This is a genomic window from Pseudomonadota bacterium, from assembly GCA_040752895.1.
Taxonomy (GTDB): domain Bacteria; phylum Pseudomonadota; class Alphaproteobacteria.
Genome location: JBFMHN010000004.1, coordinates 52,353 through 69,881, shown reverse-complemented (window position 1 = coordinate 69,881; position 17,529 = coordinate 52,353). Strand labels below are relative to the sequence as shown.

Below are 17,529 nucleotides of genomic sequence, written 5' to 3'. Positions count from 1 at the left end.
CTGTCACTGAGTGAATAACTGAAACATGGTCTTGTAATAGTCTACCGTGAATTTCTGGACCATCTGCAATCTGTAGCCGGCGTTCAAATTGCTGGCGCGATGAAATCCGCGCGTATCCGCAACAACTACTGTCCCCGCCTTCCCGGTGATGACGGCCTCCTCGATGTTTTTGCCCCCCTCCATGTCCGCGCGTTTCCTAAGTAGGTGCGGGGGACAAATCCCGGCAGACCCGATATCCGTGCCAAGCCAGTTGAGGTAGTCCAGCGGTCGGCGCCATGCCTGATCAAAATGGCTGCCCTTCCAATAGACCATGGGAGCGTTGTCTTCCGTGACATCCGAGAGCAAGGTAAAAATCTTAATTGACGATTTCCACTGATCCATGTGTGGAACCGTCGTGTAGTCGTGCTTGCCGATGTCCGGCTTGTAATCGAGATAATTTCCGGATGTCTTCAGGGGATAGCGAAGGTATTCCGCCGCCAATTGCCGGAGATACGGATTGTCGATAACGATCTTGCTCTCGGGGATATGGGCTTCCACGTTCCTCAGGCGGTAAATGCCATCGTCCGGATATATAACGGTGTCGGAAAGCTCGGGATCCCCGCCTTCTTTCAACCGTTTTCCCAGCTTGTATGCCTGTTCCGAAATGACCGCGATCAATCGGCTGTCGTGGAATTCGGGCAGTATCAGCAGTCCGGTATCCAGGAGCTCACGCAATTCTGGACTGCAATTATCCGGGCGATCGTAAATGGGATGATCCCGGAAGTAACGCGACCGGACCATATTGAAATATATTTGCGTACGCTGAAACATGCGCACGGGTGTTTTCAACCGTTCAGCGAGAGAATTCAACTGTGGCGCACCTTTCGTATCTTAGGGAACGTCAACCACATACGGAAAACCCGCGGACCGCCTCCGAGCGCCCGGCAAGACCTCAACTCGCCTCCATACGAAGATGGTCTACCATCTCCCGAAACGCCGGCACGTTCGCGACAAGGTCTTTAAACGTGCCTTCTGCAACGACAGACCCTTTGTCGAAGAAGAAAATCTTGTCGCATCGGGATATGAAGCTTAACCGGTGCGCGATCACAATAACCGTTTTCGATCCGTGCAATTTGTTGATCGCCTCGCCGACCTCAAATTCGGTCCGGGCATCCAAAGAAGCCGTCGGCTCGTCAAGCACCAGGATTGGCGCGTCCTGGTAAAGCGCTCGCGCAATTCCCAATCGCTGACGCTCGCCACCCGATAGGGATCCGCCTCTCTCCCCGAGAACAGAATTGACCCCCTTGGGTAATCTCCTGACGCGGTCGGCCAATGCCGCGCCGCTCAACGCATCCCAGACCCGCGCATCGTCAATGTCCTTCTCCTCGACGCCAAAGGCCACGTTGCGCCGGACACTATCGTCCAAAACGAAGGAGTCCTGGGGAACATAAGCGAACAGGCCCACTGCATTGCTCGGCATTGCCTGATTGTCGCAGATGATGCGCCCGGACGTTGGCGACAACAAGCCGAGAAGGATGTCGGCCGTGGTGGATTTACCCGACCCGGAGTGCCCAGCGAATCCGACCAGCTGACCCTTTTCAATTTTTATGCGCACATTCCTTACGGCGGGGATATTGGCGCCGGCGTAGTGATACGAGATATCCTCCAGTACCAGCGCGCGCTCAAACTTTAGTGGGACGGGCCGGTTTTCCCGCGGCCCCAATGCCGTGCCTTTGATAGGGCATTCCCTGTAGTCGGGAAGTATCGCCTGGAGACAAGGTGCTGAGTTTCGATATAACTGGAGCGCCGAGATAATGCGCACGAATGCCGGCACCATTCGCAAGGTCGCCATCCCGAAAAGCGCCATGGCAGGTATGATTTCCTGCATGGTTTCGCCGACCGCGATCGCCGTCCCCACCGCGCCGAAAAGGACCACGATAACAACCAGCTCCAGAGCAAACCTCGGAAGCTGTTGTGCGATGCCGCTCTTCAGCCTCAACGTGTACTGCTCCTCGGCAAGATTAAGATAACGCTGATGAAACACGTCCTCCGTCTGGGTTGTTTTGATCGTCTTAATACCATGGTCGACTTCCGCAACGGCCGCATAGACTTCCTCGGTGGCACGCAACATCCGGTTTCCCCAATAGAGGAGCCTTTCTTGCATGAGAAACCAGTACACCGCCGCCAAGGTGCCGATAACCGCAATGCCACCCAGCGTTTCCAAAGGCCTGACAACGAACAACGTGAGCAAGAACAGGACCGCCAACGCGACCGCCCCCGCTATCTCAACGACGCCCAAGGTGCAGTTGGCCACGGCCGCCGCGGAGTTGCTCGTCACGTTGTTCAAGAATGTGGAGGATTTCGAGGCCAGGTAGCGGCTATACGGTCCGCTAAGGTATCTGCCAAACAGCGCGCCGGAAACGCGGACCTGAATTTTCTTACGAAGCCACATATTGAACCAAACGGAAAACACCTGCACCGCTACCCGTGTGACGAAAACGGCCATCACGCCCAAGGCCAAACTAACCATGAACAATGGCTTATCCGTCATTCCCAGCCAGCCGTACAATCCCTGCGCCCATTGAATGCCGCCAAGCATCGCGGGCTCCATCGCGATCTTCAAAAACAAGTAGACAAGCCCAACGCTGCCCGTCTCCAGAACGGCCGCCAACAAACCAACACCAAACAGGGCCAGCAAGAGCGGCCGTTCCGCCCGTTCAACGAGAGACAGAGAATCTCTTATGCTTTGAAGCATGCGGTCAGCACTTCAGTTCTTCACGAATCCAGCGCCCGCGCTCCCGCCGCCACACACGCGGGTCGCGAAAGGTGTCGGCCATGCGATCGAAAGCGTCCTCGGTCATGCCGACATAATCCAGCCACCGCCGAAGGTCGCTGGGTTTAATCGGGTCATAGCGATTGACGATCGGAATGGCCTCCTCTCGGGTCATCAGCCCCGCGCGAATATCCTTGCAGGTATGATCCGTCGCCCGACCGTATCCGAACTTTATGAATTTCAGGTAGTCGTGCACGCCGTTCTCGTGCATGTCGTCCAGGTTGGACATCGTGCGATAGGTGCGGTCGAAGGGCTCTTCATTCACCTCGAATCCGTACCGTTCTATGACCATCTTCGTATGCGCGTTGGCTTCCCAGTACACATAGTTCCCGAGGAAGATACCCCGTAGATCGAGATCAAAGAGTTCCCGGTCGGTCGGATATTTCCAGGGAATCATATTGGCGCTGGTTAGCCCATCCCGGCCCACGAAGTAGGTCCATTCGTAGCCGCGTGCGAAATGTTCCTGTCGGTCGCGGTAGCTGATCTCCGGAAAATCGTCCATCGAGAACTGCCCGCAGAGGTCCAGATAGCCATGCTCGCCATAGAACACCAAGGGAATGCCGTGCTGAACCGCCACCTTGACGGGCGCTGTCATGATGCCAACATGGGCGTGCCAATTCATGTCCCCCATGATCTGGAACGCGAGCCGGTTAAGTTTCCTGAGCGTGCCGACGGCCGGTTGAACGATCACGTGGTCACAATCGAATACTTCCTTCATGCGCAGCATGTTGCGCCAGCCCACCGGTGTCCAATTGTTCCCGTTGTAGGTTACCAGGAGAGGGTTCATGCCGAACTCGTTCTTGAGCACATGCGCCTGAAAGTAGCTGTCCTTGCCACCCGATACCGCGATCACGCAGTCATGCCGGCTGCCGTCTTTGCAACGGTATCTGTCCAAAATCTCTCGCAGCAGGCCCTTGCGGCGATCCCATTCGGACGCAGGAATGGCGGATTTCACCCGCGCCATCTGACAGCCGGTGCATTCCCCCTCGTCATCGAACTCCATCGGCGCCGCACTGATGGAGGGATAGGTGCAACTCTTGCACCACGTAATCGGCCGCCGGTTGACCGCGCTTTCTGGCCGTGCGGCCACATAGTCGTTGCCCCGGGCCTGACGCAACCTTTCCTCTAGGCGCGCGTCTTCGGCGGCGCGGTCGTACCGGGGTTCGCGTGGCATGTAACGGCTGCCCAGACGGATCGGGCGCATGGGAATCCCCGCCTCGATACATGCCCGCTTGGCATGGCAATAGCTGAGTTCAAAAAAGTGAAAAATATTGGCGGCCGAGACGGCGCTGGCCCCGCCCTCAAGAATGCCCGCGGCGAAATGTTCGTATTGGCCGACCCCGCCACATGCGACGACGGGAATGGAGACGGCCTCCGTTGTCCGCCGGATCAAGTTCACATCATACCCTTGCGCGGAGCCGTCCCGGTCTATGGAATTGAGAAAGATCTCGCCGGCGCCCAGCGACTCGACCCGGCGCGCCCACGTGCCGGGCTCAAGCCCGGTTGGGCGGCGCCCCCCTTCGGCCATCACCTCGTAGCGACCATCGTTACGGCGTACGGCGTCCATCGAGATGACGATGCACTGGCTGCCAAACTTTTCGGCGGCCCGGGTGATGAAATCCGGGTCGTCGATCGCCGTGGTGTTGATTGCCACTTTGTCGGCGCCGGCGGCAAGCCGTTGACCGATATCGTCGAGCGTGCGAATGCCACCGCCGAACGTCAGCGGCATAAAGCAGACCTTGGCAATTTCGCGCAAGACATCTATGGCGGACTCACCGGCATAGCGCTGTTGTATATCGTCACGGCGCAAATCGTGCCGCCCCTCGCCGCGGCCTATGTCCAAGACGACCAGCTCGTCGACGTTCCAGTGCGAGAAGCGCTCGACCGTGCTCATCGGATTGCCAATCACCTGATGCACTTTGAACAGCTGGCTGCGAACAATGACACCTTGTTTGAGCAGCAGACAGGGAATGAGGCGCGGTCGGATCACGGCGCGGACGCGCCTTCGACAACGGATAGAAAGTTTTCGAGAATAGCCAACCCCGCATCCTGGCTTTTCTCCGGATGGAATTGCAGGCCGAAAACGTTGCCGCACTCGAGGGCAGCGGTGACCGATGCGCCGCCAAACCGTATGGAGGCCGCGACAGGCCCGGGACTGGCGCACTGCACATGGTAGCTGTGCACGAAGTAGAAGGACGTCTCCGACGGCACGCCCCGGAACAGACGCGCGCAGTTTCCCGCCGTCACGTCACACCAGCCAATATTTGGCACCCGTTCGCCAACCCCCGCCCGCAGGCGTACAACCTTCCCGGAAACCAGCCCCAGCCCCTCGTGATCGCCGTATTCCTCGCTGCGATCGGCGAGGAGTTGCATGCCCAGGCAGACCCCGAGGACCGGCTTGCCGCCGCGGGCGGCGTCCCGCATGGGTTCGACAAGTCGCCTCTCGCGCAACACGGCCATGCCGTCGCGAAACGCCCCCACCCCGGGCAGCACGATCCCCTTGGCCTTCGCGATCGAGGCCGGGCCATCCACAAGGACGGGGTCGCTGCCCAGCCTCTGAAAGGCGCGCATCACCGACCCTATGTTGCTGACGCCGAGATCAACGACACCTAGCAAGGCCGTCTGCTTCCAGTCTGCCCGCGCACCCGACGTGGGCGGGGCCGCGCACAGGGCGAAAAGCGCATGTCCACGAGGCCCTTCGCCTCGAACCGTTTGAGATAGCCATGCAATCTTTCAAAAGGCAGGTCGTGGCGCTCGGCGATCTCCAACACCGTCAGGGTCCCGTCCAGGTAGCGGAAGAGACAGTCGAGCAGATGCCCCCACTTCTCGGCGTCCGCCTCCAGATCCTTGGTGATGGTCGGGTCGGGCCGCTCCATGTACAGGCCGTACTCGGGGTTCGACAGACAGATCAGCCCGTCGAAACTGCGTTCAATCGACGCATCGTTTTCCAATGTAAAAACAACCCGCTTGAGCGTGTCGAGCATTTCATCCAGCTGTCCGGCAATCATGATATCGGGCGTGTCTAGACTGGAGTGATACTCGGGGTACGGTGCGAACTGATCTTCGCAACGCGTTACTTCGACAAACGGCACCTCGTAGCCCGGCGCCTCCCACACGGTTTCGTCGTTGCCCGCCCCCTTCCGCCAGGGCACAAGCGCGTAGCCCTTGGTGTGGTGCTTGAGGGCGTTGGCGAACGCCAAATCGATTTTGTGCCCCCCGTTAAAGGTGCTTGCCGCCTTGATCGCCCCTTGGGTGCCGGGCATTTCCTCGAAAACGCCGCACGCCATGCGCGCGATTTCGTCCTCGGGCAAATCGCGCAGATAAAACACGCTCCCAAGATGCTCCGGCCCCAGAACCAAACGGTAGGTGTAACGATTGTCGCGCCCGGCGAGCCACTGCATCAATCGGATGAGAACCGCCGTACCGGCAAACCCGTCGTTCGCCATGTGCGGATGACAGGTGTTGGAGTTGAAGACGATCGTCTGCTCGCCACGGCCCTTGACTTCCGCGTGGGCGACCAGCATTTCACCCGGAACGCGCTCGGTCTCCAGCTCGACACGGTAGCGGCCGGGGCCCAATTTCCGATAGATGCGATAGGGCACGCACAACGCCCAGTCGGCATCCCACGGCCGATACTGCCACATGCAGTGAAACATGTAGGCTTCGGGCAGATCGGGGTTGGTCACCAGATACGGCTTGAGCGCGTCCCATGCCAACTCACCGGAAAACGACTTGGAGTAATAGGCCACCCCAAGCGTGTGGGCGGTGCCGTCAAACACCTCGACGCCATCGCGAAACAATTTCGCCCGTTTCACCCGCCAATTGTCCGGCACCACCCATCCGTTGTGGGTGTCGCCGGAGGCAAAACGGAAGATTTCGAGCGGCACTTCCTCGGCAATACGCGCGAACAGGCCATCGTTCCCATCGGCGACGACACCGGCGCGAAAGGCGCACAAGGCCTGCGCCAAACCGATCATATCCGGCGCGTCACTCACCCGCGGGCTCCCGCCGGGAATGCGAACCGAACATGCTGCACATGAACATTAGCTTCCACCGGTGCTCGGCCGGCCAATTCAACGTATCCATATATTGCCGTGCGTTGATATCGTCTGCATCCCAATCCGGAATCAGCAGCGGCGGCAGAGGATGCAAGTTAGCAAATTCCTGCGCTTGTTCTGTAAAACCGTATTTTGCCAACTTGTATCGATAGCTCAGTGGATTTTCACGAACGGAGAATGTCTTGCGGTCAGGCTTGTCCGGAAAAGTCAGCAACGAGGAAACATCACATGGACAAGCCCGAGTGCCAAAATGATGCTGGAAGAACATCGCCGTATACTGATTTAGGGTATACATATCGAACAATTCGTTCGAGTGAGTAACGACCAATCTTCCTCCAGGGCGCGTAATTCGTGCACTTTGTTTGTAGAACTCTTCCTCTTCGTCCTTGGACAAATAAGCCAAGACATTCAAAGCAAAAACTGCATCGACCGACTGGCTATCAAACGAACCCAATCTCTCAACGCCCCCCATTTTGAAAGCGTCCGAGAATGGCGTGTGCGAGAATCGCTGACGGGCAACTTCAATCATTTGCGCGTCAGTATCGTACCCGATGACTTTGGCGCCTCCTTGCACCAAACAGCTTGAGAAAATCCCGTCGCCGCAGCCAAAGTCCAAGCAAATTCGGCCTGCCAGATCGACATCACTTATGAGCGCTCTTACTACTTCCAGACGGTGACGATGATAGGGGCCTCTGATACCTTCGACATAGCTGTCCGCCTTTTGGGACCAATAGACTGCGGAATGTATGTCTGTTCCTATTTTCTCAACCATTGGTGCGAATTTCCTCACACTGCACTGTATCCCCCCGAGCCTGCCGGCGTAAAACTTGTCCCTCAGCGGTGGCCTGGACATCTGATTCTACTACATCCACGATCAACCCCGAGGAAGCAACAATGCGACCACCAACGTCGCGCCCAGTCTCCGCACCGACGCAACGAGCAATGATCGATTTGATGTGCTGGCAGAGCTCCGCGGCAGAACGTGCAACCATGCCGCCCGGAACCAGATGCATGTTGCAACTTTCACCTTCCCCTATCGTCAGCCCAAAATGATCGTAGATCACCAGGGGTTTTCCGAACACATCGCACAGCAGGTTGGTGGAGCACGGAAAAGAGACGCTGACCGTGCAATACGGGTATAACGCGTGGATTCTATACTCCGTGCAGATCGTCACACCGTATTTGTCTTCGGCGAACCGGTAGTCTTCGTATCGGCAGAGCGGGTGCAGCGACAGAACGACCGGCAACCCGCATTTGATAACCGCGGCCATGGTTTCGTGGAACAGCGACCAATGGCGGTCCCAGTCGCAGTAGTCGTGCTCCGCGGACGGCTCCACGTTGAACAGGATGAAAGGCGACCCAACCGGCAGTCGGATATGGGCGAATAGCCTAGTTTCGTGGGCAGCGTCGCCGATCTGCGCCCAGACCGCATCAAGCAGCGGTGGTCCGCTAACCACAATGCGCTCGGCTGGGTATCCGTCCGTCAAAAGAAGGTCGCGCGAATACGCCGAATGAACGAAAACCCGCTTGAAATCCAGGCTCGGCTTCAGCCACAACCGGTTCATCTGCAAGCCCGCCAGCTCGGCGGCAAGGACGTGCAGAGGGTCCCAATAGAACAACCGGCGACCGTCCGCCACCCGCCGGGTCCACTTGGGAAAAATCCATCCCAGCAGCCGGTTTAGCCAGTCGTATTCCACCGTGATCACGGGGCCGGCCATGCCGTGATCGAGGTGATGCGGCCGCGCCACCCGCAGGATCCTCTCGCCCAGATAGGGCGAGTTCGGCAGACAATACATTGCCGTTCCCCGCTTTCGGCAGGCGCGCGCAATCGCGTTGTCGAACTGCCCGGCGCTATGGAAAGGCCCGGCGACAACAACGCTTGGCGCCAGCCTGGCGACGATGGCCTCGGCCGCTTTTCGTTTTCTGAAACATGCCGCGACCTTGGCGGGGAACCCAATCAGTCGCATCAATCCGGTTTTGCGAACCAGGCTGCGCACGCCGTGCAACGGGTTGCCCGCGCCATCGGCGGTTCGACGCCGACTCGGGCCGGCGGCAGCCGCCGTGCGATCGGTACCGGCGGCCTTGCCATAGGTGACCGTGCCCGGTGCGAATTCGACCGCTATCCCTTCTTGCCGGCAGGATTCGAAAATTCGCGTCGCGTCATCGGATTGGAACCCGAGCAACACCGTAACGTTCCAGTCGCGCCGCACGAATTCGCTTATTACCGGCGCGGATTCGCGGTGGTAGGATTCGGCCGTAAATACAAACAAGACCGAAGGTTTGTTCAACGCCGTTTCCGGGACAGGCGAAGCGCCGACGAAAGCGCGCCATGCACGGCAAGGGGAATTCTGTTCCAGGCGTCCAGCATCCGGCGCTTCCTGGATTTGTCCGGGCGGGCGGCAATGGCCGATTTTATCGCTTCCAGCTCTTCCCCGCTCAACAGGGCCGCCTCGACGAGCAAGCCGACGGCGAGGGAATTGAAGCCGAACGCTAGCAGGATCAGCGCCAGCCTTTGGCGATCCAACGGCGCAATGGCGTTCCGGTCAGGATCGATCATGAACAGCGCGTCGCCGGCAAATAGCGGCGCGCGGCCGCAAGCATCGGGCAGATCAACGGGCCCGCGCCGATATCGCGGATGGTCGAAATCGAGATCGATCAGGCGCATCCCGTTCCGCGTCAAGAACGCATGCTGGTCGCCAAAAACGGGGTGATCCCGATAGTAGGGGAAGGCTTGAAACTCGGCCTGAACGAACAGAATCCGCCGCTCATCAAAAAGCCGCTGCGCCCCTTTGAAAACCTTCAGCTCCCCGCCTTCGACGTCGACCTTCAAGAAATCGACCGTCTCGCCGGCACCCAGAAGCGCGTCCAGGGGACGGCACGCGACTTTATCCTCCGACACGATTCGCGTGTGCAGATCATGGACGCTCCGGCGGCGCCTCGCGTCTCCCCAGGGGTAGAGGAAATAGGTGTTCTCCAATAGCGGCGCGGTGGGGCCCATGAGCGTGCAGGCCCCCAGTCCCTGCGTGATATAGATAGTGTGATCGCCCTCGGCGTCCCAGACGGCGCAATCGAAGTAGTGTTCTTTCTTGAACTTTGGAATCTCCTGGCCGCGATGCGCGCTCCAGGCGTGCCTATCCGTCGAACCCGTGGTGAGCTTCTCGTATTCCTCGCGGTTCGGTTCGAACCCGATCAGCGTCGCCACCGATGCGTACTCGGCCGGCAGCAAAAACATGCCGTTGCGCGCGCCGACATCCACGACCCGCGGAGACACGCCGGCTTCCAGCACCGGCCTTAAGGCGAGATCCCAGATCGTCGCGCCCAATGCGGTTCGCCGTTCCAAAACCGTCATGTTGCGCGGGCTCTCAAGTGGCCTTCCGTGCGATCATGTGGCACCAGGGCTGAAACAGCGCGCCCCGAAACATCATTCGGTTCCCCGCCTGTCCGTTGACCGTATAGGTCACCACCTCTTCGTCGTACCCCGGCATCGGGAGATCGATCGGCAACTCGAACGGGCGAAAGTCGATCTCGGCGAACCCGGCCCGTGCCGCCACCTCGCTCACTTTCTTCATGGGACGGAAACACAGCCTAAGCCCATCGGGGTGCATCATTGTGGTCTCATAGATCGTCAAATTCTGGTGAGAGAAGGGATGTGCAAAATCGTAGATGATCAGATTGCCTTCTGGCACCAGGCTGGCTCCCAGGCTCTCGATCGCCTTTTCGTACTGCGCGTCATCAAACATATACAGAACGGCATTGACGACGATCACGTCAAACGCATCAGCCGGAAGGTTCAAAATATCCATCTCTTCGAACGCGACATCGCTCAAATCCGGGTTCTTCCGACACATCTCCAGAGAGGATTGCGCCAGATCGCCCCCGGTGTATTGCACCCCGGGCACCACGCGCTTGAGATGCTTCAGCAAGTTCCCGGTGGAACAGCCAATATCGAGAAGCCTCAGCGTGCGGCCGTCGGCTTTCTCTGCCAGGTCCTTGACGATGGAGAGGATGACCTTGTCACTCTCGCGAATGGTGTCGGCGTAACGGGCCTGATAGGCGTTGTATTCCGCGAGAAACCTTTCGTCCTTTACATAATCATGGTAGGCGAATTTTTCGGACATGATTCTGTTTACGCCTCAGCTTATTGCTGGCTGTGGATTAGGGAATACGGCCGCGCGAAGACGGTAAAAATAGGATTCGAACAAGAAATGGCGCCGGATTTCATCCGCATCGCGTAAGGCTTCGGGCGCGCCGCTCAACAGACGCCACCGCGCCTCCTCATGTGCCAGATTCGCCTCCATCGTTCCGAAGTCGCTGCGCCAAGCCCCAGGGCTAAGGTCGGCGTCCCTGACAATCTCGGTTATAGCCTCGTTCAGCAGTGTTGGAAGGCTTCCTACCAGCGCATAGCCTTCTAAGCGCATATCCGCCCCGCAAAAAAATTCGATGGTTTGAATCATGGCCGCGCTCAACACGTTTCGCCAGCGTTCTACGGAGATATTGCTTACACCGACAATCTTACCAAAACTGCTGTTGCCATCACCTGCACCACCCGTTCCTTGAATGGGGTACAGCATGGCCCGATCCAGATCCAGGTCGAGAAACGCGCAGAGACTTTTTACCCCCTGCTCCGGATCGCTAGCGACTGTCTCGTAGGACAGCATCATAACGCGGCCATCCAGAAACTTGTCGTTCATCAATGCCGCGCCAACAGCACCCTCTTTACGCCAATGGCGCATGTAAGAAATCGTGTGCGCGGCCTGTGACGGATTCTTCTTCGCCAATGCGAGTAGAGACGCCACAATACCCCGGGGATCGCGGCGCACAATGATAAACCTAGCCTCCGGATATGCTCGCGCCAACAACGGAATAAATTCCGTAGTCCATACCTCCTTGACCCCACGCCAGACCACGTTGGAAAGTCGCGCTGAAGATACCCTGTCAAAAACTTGATCGAGCACGTCTGTGAAGGTCTGGCCGTTGACATCGCGCAGTCGTCGGGCAAATTCCGGTGCTTCCAAGGCCGCGCGATCGGCAATAGCGGCGCTCAACGTTTCGTTTTCATCACCCATAGGGACGTCAAGCCGGCCGGTCAAAACTAGGTCCAGCAGACGATACCCCTGGCTGTCGTAGTAGCCATCTTGAAACGGCGCCTCCGAAGGAAACTTCGCTTGCAAATTGCGGTCGCCCGATGCGATCAACAGCGCAGTCCGGAGCGCCTTGAAAAAGGGAAGCAATGGGTCAAGCGCCAATTCCACATTGGGGTGCGCGTTCAACATACCGGCGATCAAGTTGGTGCCGGCACGGGCAACTCCGAAGACAAATAGGGGCTTAGTCATTGACGCAAATTGGCGCGGTCATTTCATGGGAACCGCGGCTACCACAAGATCGTCGCACTGACGGCTCTGATCCAGCCCCGCCTGCAAAGTTGGAATCATGTCAGCCAATTTTTCAATGACGGCGCCATCGTCCAGGCGCAGGGCAGCCTGAATCAAGAATTCGTACACATCCATGCCGAAATACCAGGCCGCGACGGGGCGAAATCCTGTTTCCACCAGGGCCGTGGCCAGCGAAGCGTCGGAAAACGTGTTGATATGCGATGTAGGGTCCATATGACGGGCAATGTTGAATGGGTTTTCCATTTGTACCGCCGTGCCAAGGCAATCAAACCTAGGCACTTCAACCACCAATAACCCTTTGCCATGTATGAGTTGACGGCGCGCAACCTCAAGGAAACGTCTAGGCTCAGGTGCGTATTCTAACATTCCCCAGAAAGCGACAAGGTCGACGGGATCGCTGCCAATCTTGAGGAAGTCCTCCTTGCGTAAATCCAGACCAAACGCTTCCTTGGCAAACTGACGCGACGATCGGTTCAATTCATACCCCGCAGCATCAATGCCGGCACGCCGCATGCCTTCCACAAAATGTCCTCCTCCAGCACCAACATCGACACCTGTCTTCGGTGTCGTGCTGTATACCTCGCGGTAGGTGGATAGGGTCCAGTTTACCTTCGGGGAAATGATTTCCCGCATTCGCGCCTCAAGGGAATCGTGATTTACATAGGCAGAGGCATGAGCCGTTGAATTTTCGAAAACGGCATTGAGCGCCTCCTCGGTTGGCTGCTCCAAGACAAACCCGTGGGCGCAGTTTGTGCATCTATGGTAGGTCACGCCGATGAAGCAATGTTCGTCAACTGTATTGCCAGCGGTTGCCATCAGGCAGCAGGGGCAAGTCTCGACACGGCGACGGGGAATTCCGGGCCCATACAATTGTTTCGCAGTACGCCTTAGATGGGCCGCATATTTTCGAATCTCATCGAGGTCCGCACCTTTGAGTCCCAATACGTTAAAGGGCTTGCCATTCGTCACATGCACAGGAAATTTCTGTGCTGGACCGATATCCGGCTCGTAAATCCATGTTTCGTCCGATCGACTCTCTGGCATTCCGCCGAACGAGGCAACGCGCTGCCATGCGGTCATGTCCGCACCTCAAGTTGCAACGGACATCTAGTTAAAAATCCCCGTAGCGTCCATTTGCCGCTGGGTTCGCGCAAGCGCTCCATCGTGTTCAGGGACAACCCGGCTCTCTCTGCCAACGCAGCAAAGGATTGCGGACTGAAGACGTGGTGGTGTTCGATAAAAAGCTCCTCGCGGCCCGGGCCTTCCGCCGCCGCCGCTGTGTCGGGCAACTCGACATAGAGAAATCCGTCCGCCGCCACGAACTCGGCGCCTTTCCGCAGCAACGCCACCGGGTCCTCGACGTGTTCGAGGACCTTGTTGAACGTCACGGCGTCGAACCGGCCGGTATCTTCCGGGTCAAGCTCGTAAAGCGTTCCGTTCCTGGCGGCCACGCCCACGGCCTCGCGCAGATGCCCAGCCGTCCTGGCATCGGGCTCAACCGCGGTGACGTGCCAGCCGGCCTGCTGCATCGCCGCCGGGAAAATCCCTATCCCGGCGCCCACGTCAAGCACCCTTGGCGGCGCGGAACGTTTTGGAAGAACTACCTGTGCGTACTCCAAGATGCGCGCAACGCGGCCAGCGTTGTCGGACCGATCCGGAGGGAGGGCCTTAAGCGCCTCCAAGCGCGCCCGCATGCCCTCGACCCCGCCATAGGTCGCATCCACGTATTCGGCGGAATACAACGCCGACAGGTCCATGGCGTGCCGCGCAAAAAAGTGCCCGCACAGCTCGCAGCGGTCGTAGGCGCGTTTATAGGGAACGCCCTTGAGGTCGAAACGGGTTTCGCCTTCCGGCGGCGCATCGTACGAGAACGCCTCCCGTAGGTGCGCACCGTTGCAAGGACAGCGGAGGGTCGGCTGGCAAGTCATTCGGTATTGCCGATCCCCCGGCGCAAACGATCGAGAGATTCGGTGCTGTCAAGCCAGGCAACCACCTCCAGGCTTTCCTGCGCCATGTATTCCTCGAAAGACGGTTCCTTGCCGCTTTCGACGAGAAAAACAAAATACCGCCCCGTCAATTTGTTGCGGATCAATACGCCGCGCAGACCATGGTTAAGCAAGCGGCCGTTGAGCGACGGCGTCGCGTAGAATCCCCATTCTTTGCGCGCTACGTCGTATTCGCCGCCGCTTTCCGTGGTCAGCGTCACTTGCTCGTTGGGGTCGAGCGCCACCGTACCGCAATCCCTCATGGGAAAGCGGACGGCGTTCCCCACCTCGAACTCACGGGGCGGGCGCTTCTCAACAAACTTCATGACCAGTTCCAGTCCGGAATAAGGAACCCTGGCATATGCCACACGCCATCCGAACGGCGCTCCCAAATCCTGGCATTACGAAATTTTTCGGCGATCGCAGAAAACTCGGGCCTGCTCACCCCGGCAAACTCGCAGAACTTCCCGATATCGCCATGCGGTGTTTCATCGCCCCGTTCGCGCAAATACGCAATCGCCTGACTGCGAGACAGGCGACGGTTGCGAATCTCCAGCGAAAGGTTATCGAATGTGCGCGTGAATCCGAATTTGAACCACTTCATCCAGTGGTGCAGAGAGATAAAATCGTCATCGATATCGGCGTAGTCGTAGTACCCGGTGCGGGCCACCCCCTCGTTGCGTTTGAAACCGTGCGCCTTCGCTAGCGCATGGGTCGCGTCGGGATCCCACGGCAGGTAGTAGCCAAGGAACACCGCATCGATTCCGGCCGCACGGAGTTCTTCCGGGGCGGGGCCGAAATAGGCGGTCAGGTCCGACCGCGAGAGGTCTTCGCCAACCCAGTCCTCGGCCGTGGTCCCGTGCGTGACGCCATAGGTCTTGAGCCAATCCGCGTCCAGCCGGAATCCGGTATGGGCATCCTTGGCGCTACCGTACTCAAATGCCGAATTCTCCCCCCAAACCACCAACGGAATCTGCAAACGCGCCGCCAGCGTCAACGGGATATTGAACAGGGCCAAATGCATGGGAATGCCGGTCGAGCCGAGCCGCTTGAACGTCTTAAGCATAAACCGCGCCTCGACCTTCGGGTTGATCCGGTAGTCGATGTGATCGACACCCAGGGCGACCAGGTTCTCCAGGTTCCGCCGGCCGATTTCCGTGCGTCCCGGCGTCCTCCAGGTAACCGCAAGCGCCTTCAGGCCGTATTCGAGGCATTTCACCGTCTGCCACGTGCTGTCCTTGCCGCCGCTGACCGGAATTAGGCAATCGTACCCTTGCGACCGTGACCTGGCCCGTTTTACGACATCTTGCAAAGCGCGTTCGCGTGCCGGCCAATCGATGCTCTTCTTGCTTTCATGGGCATGGCACGCGTTGCAGCGACCGTCGCTTTCGATGCGAAGATTGGGGCGCGTGTCGGGTAAAACGCAGCTCGCGCACCACTTCACGCCGCGTATTCCTCCAGAAAAATCTTCGCGCAAACAAAATTGAACAGAAATTTGCTGCGGCTATTGGGAAACTCCTCCAAATCCAGCAGTTCCGAAACGCGATCGCGCCGTATCACATCAAAAACCGGACTGTCAGCCAGCAACGCGTCGCGCACCACCCGGGACCCCGTATCAAGGTAACCGTGCATTGGCGCGTTGAACCCCACCTTGCGCGGGTTGTCCACGATGGCATCCGGGGCAAGACCGCGCACGGCATCGCGCAACACGGCTTTGGCCCGCCCCTTCTTCACCAGATGCCGGGTTGGAATCCTTTGGCACCAATCGAACAGAGCCGTATCGAGAAAGGGCGACCGGTTTTCAATGGAGTAGTACATCGCGTTCAGGTCGTCCTCGTGCAGGATCACCGGAACGGATTCATGAAACAGTTCGTTTGCCATGCGGTTCCGCAAGAGCGAGCCGGCATAGGCGGCTTCCTGGAAGGGCTCATCGAAAGGCCGGGTAAGAAACGCGGCGAACAGAGCCGCGTCCAAATAGATATGGGCTCTGGATTCGGGGCATTTCACGAAATAGTCCGGATCCTGTAAGTAGGGATTGCGAACGATGGGCGCCACAACCGAGCGCCAATCTTCCAGAGCCTGCCGATGGAGGCGCCCGTCCTCGATCCGCATCGCGGCGAGGTACGCGTTGTGGTGGTCAAAATAGCCGCTGAAGAGTTCGTCGGCGGCCGTTCCGCTTACCGACACCTTGTACCCCGCCTGGCGGATTGCCTCCATCAAACGCCATTGGGCGTAGTAGGTAATGGTGTAGACCGGTGCGTCGTGATAACGGACCAGCGTCCGCAGATTGGGCAGAAAGTTCTCGGTGGAAACGGGCACCTGGGTGTGCCGAAGGCCGAGGTCGCCGACCGCGGTTTCGACCATGCTTCGTTCCTCGTACCGGGAATCCGTATTCATGATGGTGAAGCCGTGCACGTCGTAGCCGAGTTGGCGCTTGGCGATCGAAATCAACGCGTTTGAATCCACGCCGCCGCTCAAACAGAAAGCGATCGGCACGTCGGCGCGCAGCCGCAACTCGACGGAGCGCACCAGCGCGGCGCGCGCGCCGGCAACCGCTTCGTCGTAGGACATGTCCTGCTGCTCGGTGTCAAACGCCGGCCGCCAGTAGAACGTCTCGGGTTTTGCGGCCCGCCCGTCGCATTCGAGATAAGCGCCGGCCGCCACCTCGTGCAGCCCCTCAAAAAAGGTCTCCCGCGTCTTATAGAGGGCCTTGTATCCGTTCACGAGATAGCGGGACAGCTGCCGCCGGTTGACGGGAAGCGCCCTTCCAAGAAGGGCAAAAATGAACTTGGGCTCGGATCCGAAATAGACCCCCTCCTCGTTCCGATACACATAGAGAGGCTTTTCGCCGAAACGGTCGCGGCACAGATAGAGGCTGCCGGTGTTCGCGTCGTACCAGGCGAATCCCCACATGCCTTCGCACGCCCGCACGCCCTCGATCCCCTTGCGCACGAGTTGCCGGGCGAGAACCTCGGTATCGCTGCTGGTCGAGAATTTCTCCCCCTCTTTTTCAAGAGCCGCGCGCAGCTCTGGGTAGTTGTACACCTCGCCGTTGTAGGACAGAACGCACCCGTCGACCGAAAAGGGCTGGTCTGCACGGTGATCCAGATCGATGATGCTAAGGCGCGAATGGAGCAAATGAAGGTGGCTGCCCGATCGCGTCCTTAACGCAACCCTATTCTCGGCGTCGGGTCCGCGCCGCCGCATCAACGCCTGGCACGCCTTGAGGCGGTCGTCCGCGAGGGGTCGTGAACCAAGAAATCCAGCTATCCCGCACATGG

The 17,529-nt window shown here is 58.6% G+C and carries 15 protein-coding genes; all 15 read right to left on the bottom strand.

Annotated elements, in window-relative coordinates; translation table 11 throughout:
* Window positions 1-3: 3 nt before the first annotated feature.
* Window positions 4-849, bottom strand: coding sequence for a hypothetical protein (locus AB1781_08315; protein ID MEW5704570.1), 846 nt, complete (start codon window positions 847-849; stop codon window positions 4-6).
* An 82-nt stretch (window positions 850-931) separates the two neighbouring features.
* Window positions 932-2,677 carry an ABC transporter ATP-binding protein gene (locus tag AB1781_08310; protein MEW5704569.1) on the bottom strand — a complete coding sequence of 582 codons (1,746 nt, stop codon included), beginning with the start codon at window positions 2,675-2,677 and terminating at the stop codon, window positions 932-934.
* Window positions 2,678-2,738: 61 nt separating this feature from the next.
* Complete coding sequence (locus AB1781_08305; GenBank protein ID MEW5704568.1) at window positions 2,739-4,802, bottom strand: N-acetyl sugar amidotransferase; 2,064 nt, start codon at window positions 4,800-4,802, stop codon at window positions 2,739-2,741.
* Window positions 4,799-5,428 (bottom strand): imidazole glycerol phosphate synthase subunit HisH, encoded by a 630-nt coding sequence (hisH, locus tag AB1781_08300; GenBank protein ID MEW5704567.1) that lies wholly within the window; start codon window positions 5,426-5,428, stop codon window positions 4,799-4,801. The genes AB1781_08305 and hisH overlap by 4 nt, the downstream gene beginning before the upstream one ends.
* Window positions 5,422-6,807: a DUF4910 domain-containing protein gene (locus AB1781_08295; protein ID MEW5704566.1), complete on the bottom strand. Its 1,386-nt coding sequence runs from the start codon at window positions 6,805-6,807 to the stop codon at window positions 5,422-5,424. The genes hisH and AB1781_08295 overlap by 7 nt, the downstream gene beginning before the upstream one ends.
* The gene (locus tag AB1781_08290; GenBank protein ID MEW5704565.1) at window positions 6,800-7,642 is read right to left on the bottom strand and encodes a class I SAM-dependent methyltransferase; all 843 of its coding nucleotides are present in this window, start codon (window positions 7,640-7,642) and stop codon (window positions 6,800-6,802) included. Before AB1781_08290 ends, AB1781_08295 begins: the two co-directional genes overlap by 8 nt.
* Window positions 7,635-9,158, bottom strand: a complete 1,524-nt coding sequence (locus tag AB1781_08285; GenBank protein ID MEW5704564.1) for a hypothetical protein — start codon at window positions 9,156-9,158, stop codon at window positions 7,635-7,637. The genes AB1781_08290 and AB1781_08285 overlap by 8 nt, the downstream gene beginning before the upstream one ends.
* On the bottom strand, window positions 9,155-10,219 hold the full coding sequence (locus AB1781_08280) for an FkbM family methyltransferase (protein MEW5704563.1): 1,065 nt from the start codon (window positions 10,217-10,219) through the stop codon (window positions 9,155-9,157). Before AB1781_08280 ends, AB1781_08285 begins: the two co-directional genes overlap by 4 nt.
* A 13-nt stretch (window positions 10,220-10,232) precedes the next feature.
* Window positions 10,233-10,988: a class I SAM-dependent methyltransferase gene (locus AB1781_08275; protein ID MEW5704562.1), complete on the bottom strand. Its 756-nt coding sequence runs from the start codon at window positions 10,986-10,988 to the stop codon at window positions 10,233-10,235.
* Window positions 10,989-11,003: 15 nt separating this feature from the next.
* Window positions 11,004-12,203 (bottom strand): sulfotransferase, encoded by a 1,200-nt coding sequence (locus AB1781_08270; GenBank protein ID MEW5704561.1) that lies wholly within the window; start codon window positions 12,201-12,203, stop codon window positions 11,004-11,006.
* Between the two features lie 18 nt (window positions 12,204-12,221).
* Window positions 12,222-13,343: a class I SAM-dependent methyltransferase gene (locus tag AB1781_08265; GenBank protein MEW5704560.1), complete on the bottom strand. Its 1,122-nt coding sequence runs from the start codon at window positions 13,341-13,343 to the stop codon at window positions 12,222-12,224.
* Window positions 13,340-14,191 carry a class I SAM-dependent methyltransferase gene (locus tag AB1781_08260; protein MEW5704559.1) on the bottom strand — a complete coding sequence of 284 codons (852 nt, stop codon included), beginning with the start codon at window positions 14,189-14,191 and terminating at the stop codon, window positions 13,340-13,342. Before AB1781_08260 ends, AB1781_08265 begins: the two co-directional genes overlap by 4 nt.
* Entirely contained in the window at window positions 14,188-14,574 is a 387-nt protein-coding gene (locus AB1781_08255; GenBank protein ID MEW5704558.1) for a hypothetical protein, read from the bottom strand. The genes AB1781_08260 and AB1781_08255 overlap by 4 nt, the downstream gene beginning before the upstream one ends.
* The gene (locus AB1781_08250) at window positions 14,571-15,692 is read right to left on the bottom strand and encodes an N-acetyl sugar amidotransferase (GenBank protein ID MEW5704557.1); all 1,122 of its coding nucleotides are present in this window, start codon (window positions 15,690-15,692) and stop codon (window positions 14,571-14,573) included. Before AB1781_08250 ends, AB1781_08255 begins: the two co-directional genes overlap by 4 nt.
* Window positions 15,689-17,527: an asparagine synthase (glutamine-hydrolyzing) gene (gene asnB / locus AB1781_08245; GenBank protein ID MEW5704556.1), complete on the bottom strand. Its 1,839-nt coding sequence runs from the start codon at window positions 17,525-17,527 to the stop codon at window positions 15,689-15,691. The genes AB1781_08250 and asnB overlap by 4 nt, the downstream gene beginning before the upstream one ends.
* Window positions 17,528-17,529: the final 2 nt, after the last annotated feature.

Bases quoted from the DNA above. Each gene is read 5' to 3' on its own strand.
- AB1781_08290 (MEW5704565.1), bottom strand. From the start codon at position 7,642: ATGGTTGAGAAAATAGGAACAGACATACATTCCGCAGTCTATTGGTCC.
- AB1781_08280 (MEW5704563.1), bottom strand. From the start codon at position 10,219: ATGACGGTTTTGGAACGGCGAACCGCATTGGGCGCGACGATCTGGGAT.
- AB1781_08275 (MEW5704562.1), bottom strand. From the start codon at position 10,988: ATGTCCGAAAAATTCGCCTACCATGATTATGTAAAGGACGAAAGGTTT.
- AB1781_08270 (MEW5704561.1), bottom strand. From the start codon at position 12,203: ATGACTAAGCCCCTATTTGTCTTCGGAGTTGCCCGTGCCGGCACCAAC.
- AB1781_08265 (MEW5704560.1), bottom strand. From the start codon at position 13,343: ATGACCGCATGGCAGCGCGTTGCCTCGTTCGGCGGAATGCCAGAGAGT.
- AB1781_08260 (MEW5704559.1), bottom strand. From the start codon at position 14,191: ATGACTTGCCAGCCGACCCTCCGCTGTCCTTGCAACGGTGCGCACCTA.
- AB1781_08255 (MEW5704558.1), bottom strand. From the start codon at position 14,574: ATGAAGTTTGTTGAGAAGCGCCCGCCCCGTGAGTTCGAGGTGGGGAAC.
- asnB (MEW5704556.1), bottom strand. From the start codon at position 17,527: ATGTGCGGGATAGCTGGATTTCTTGGTTCACGACCCCTCGCGGACGAC.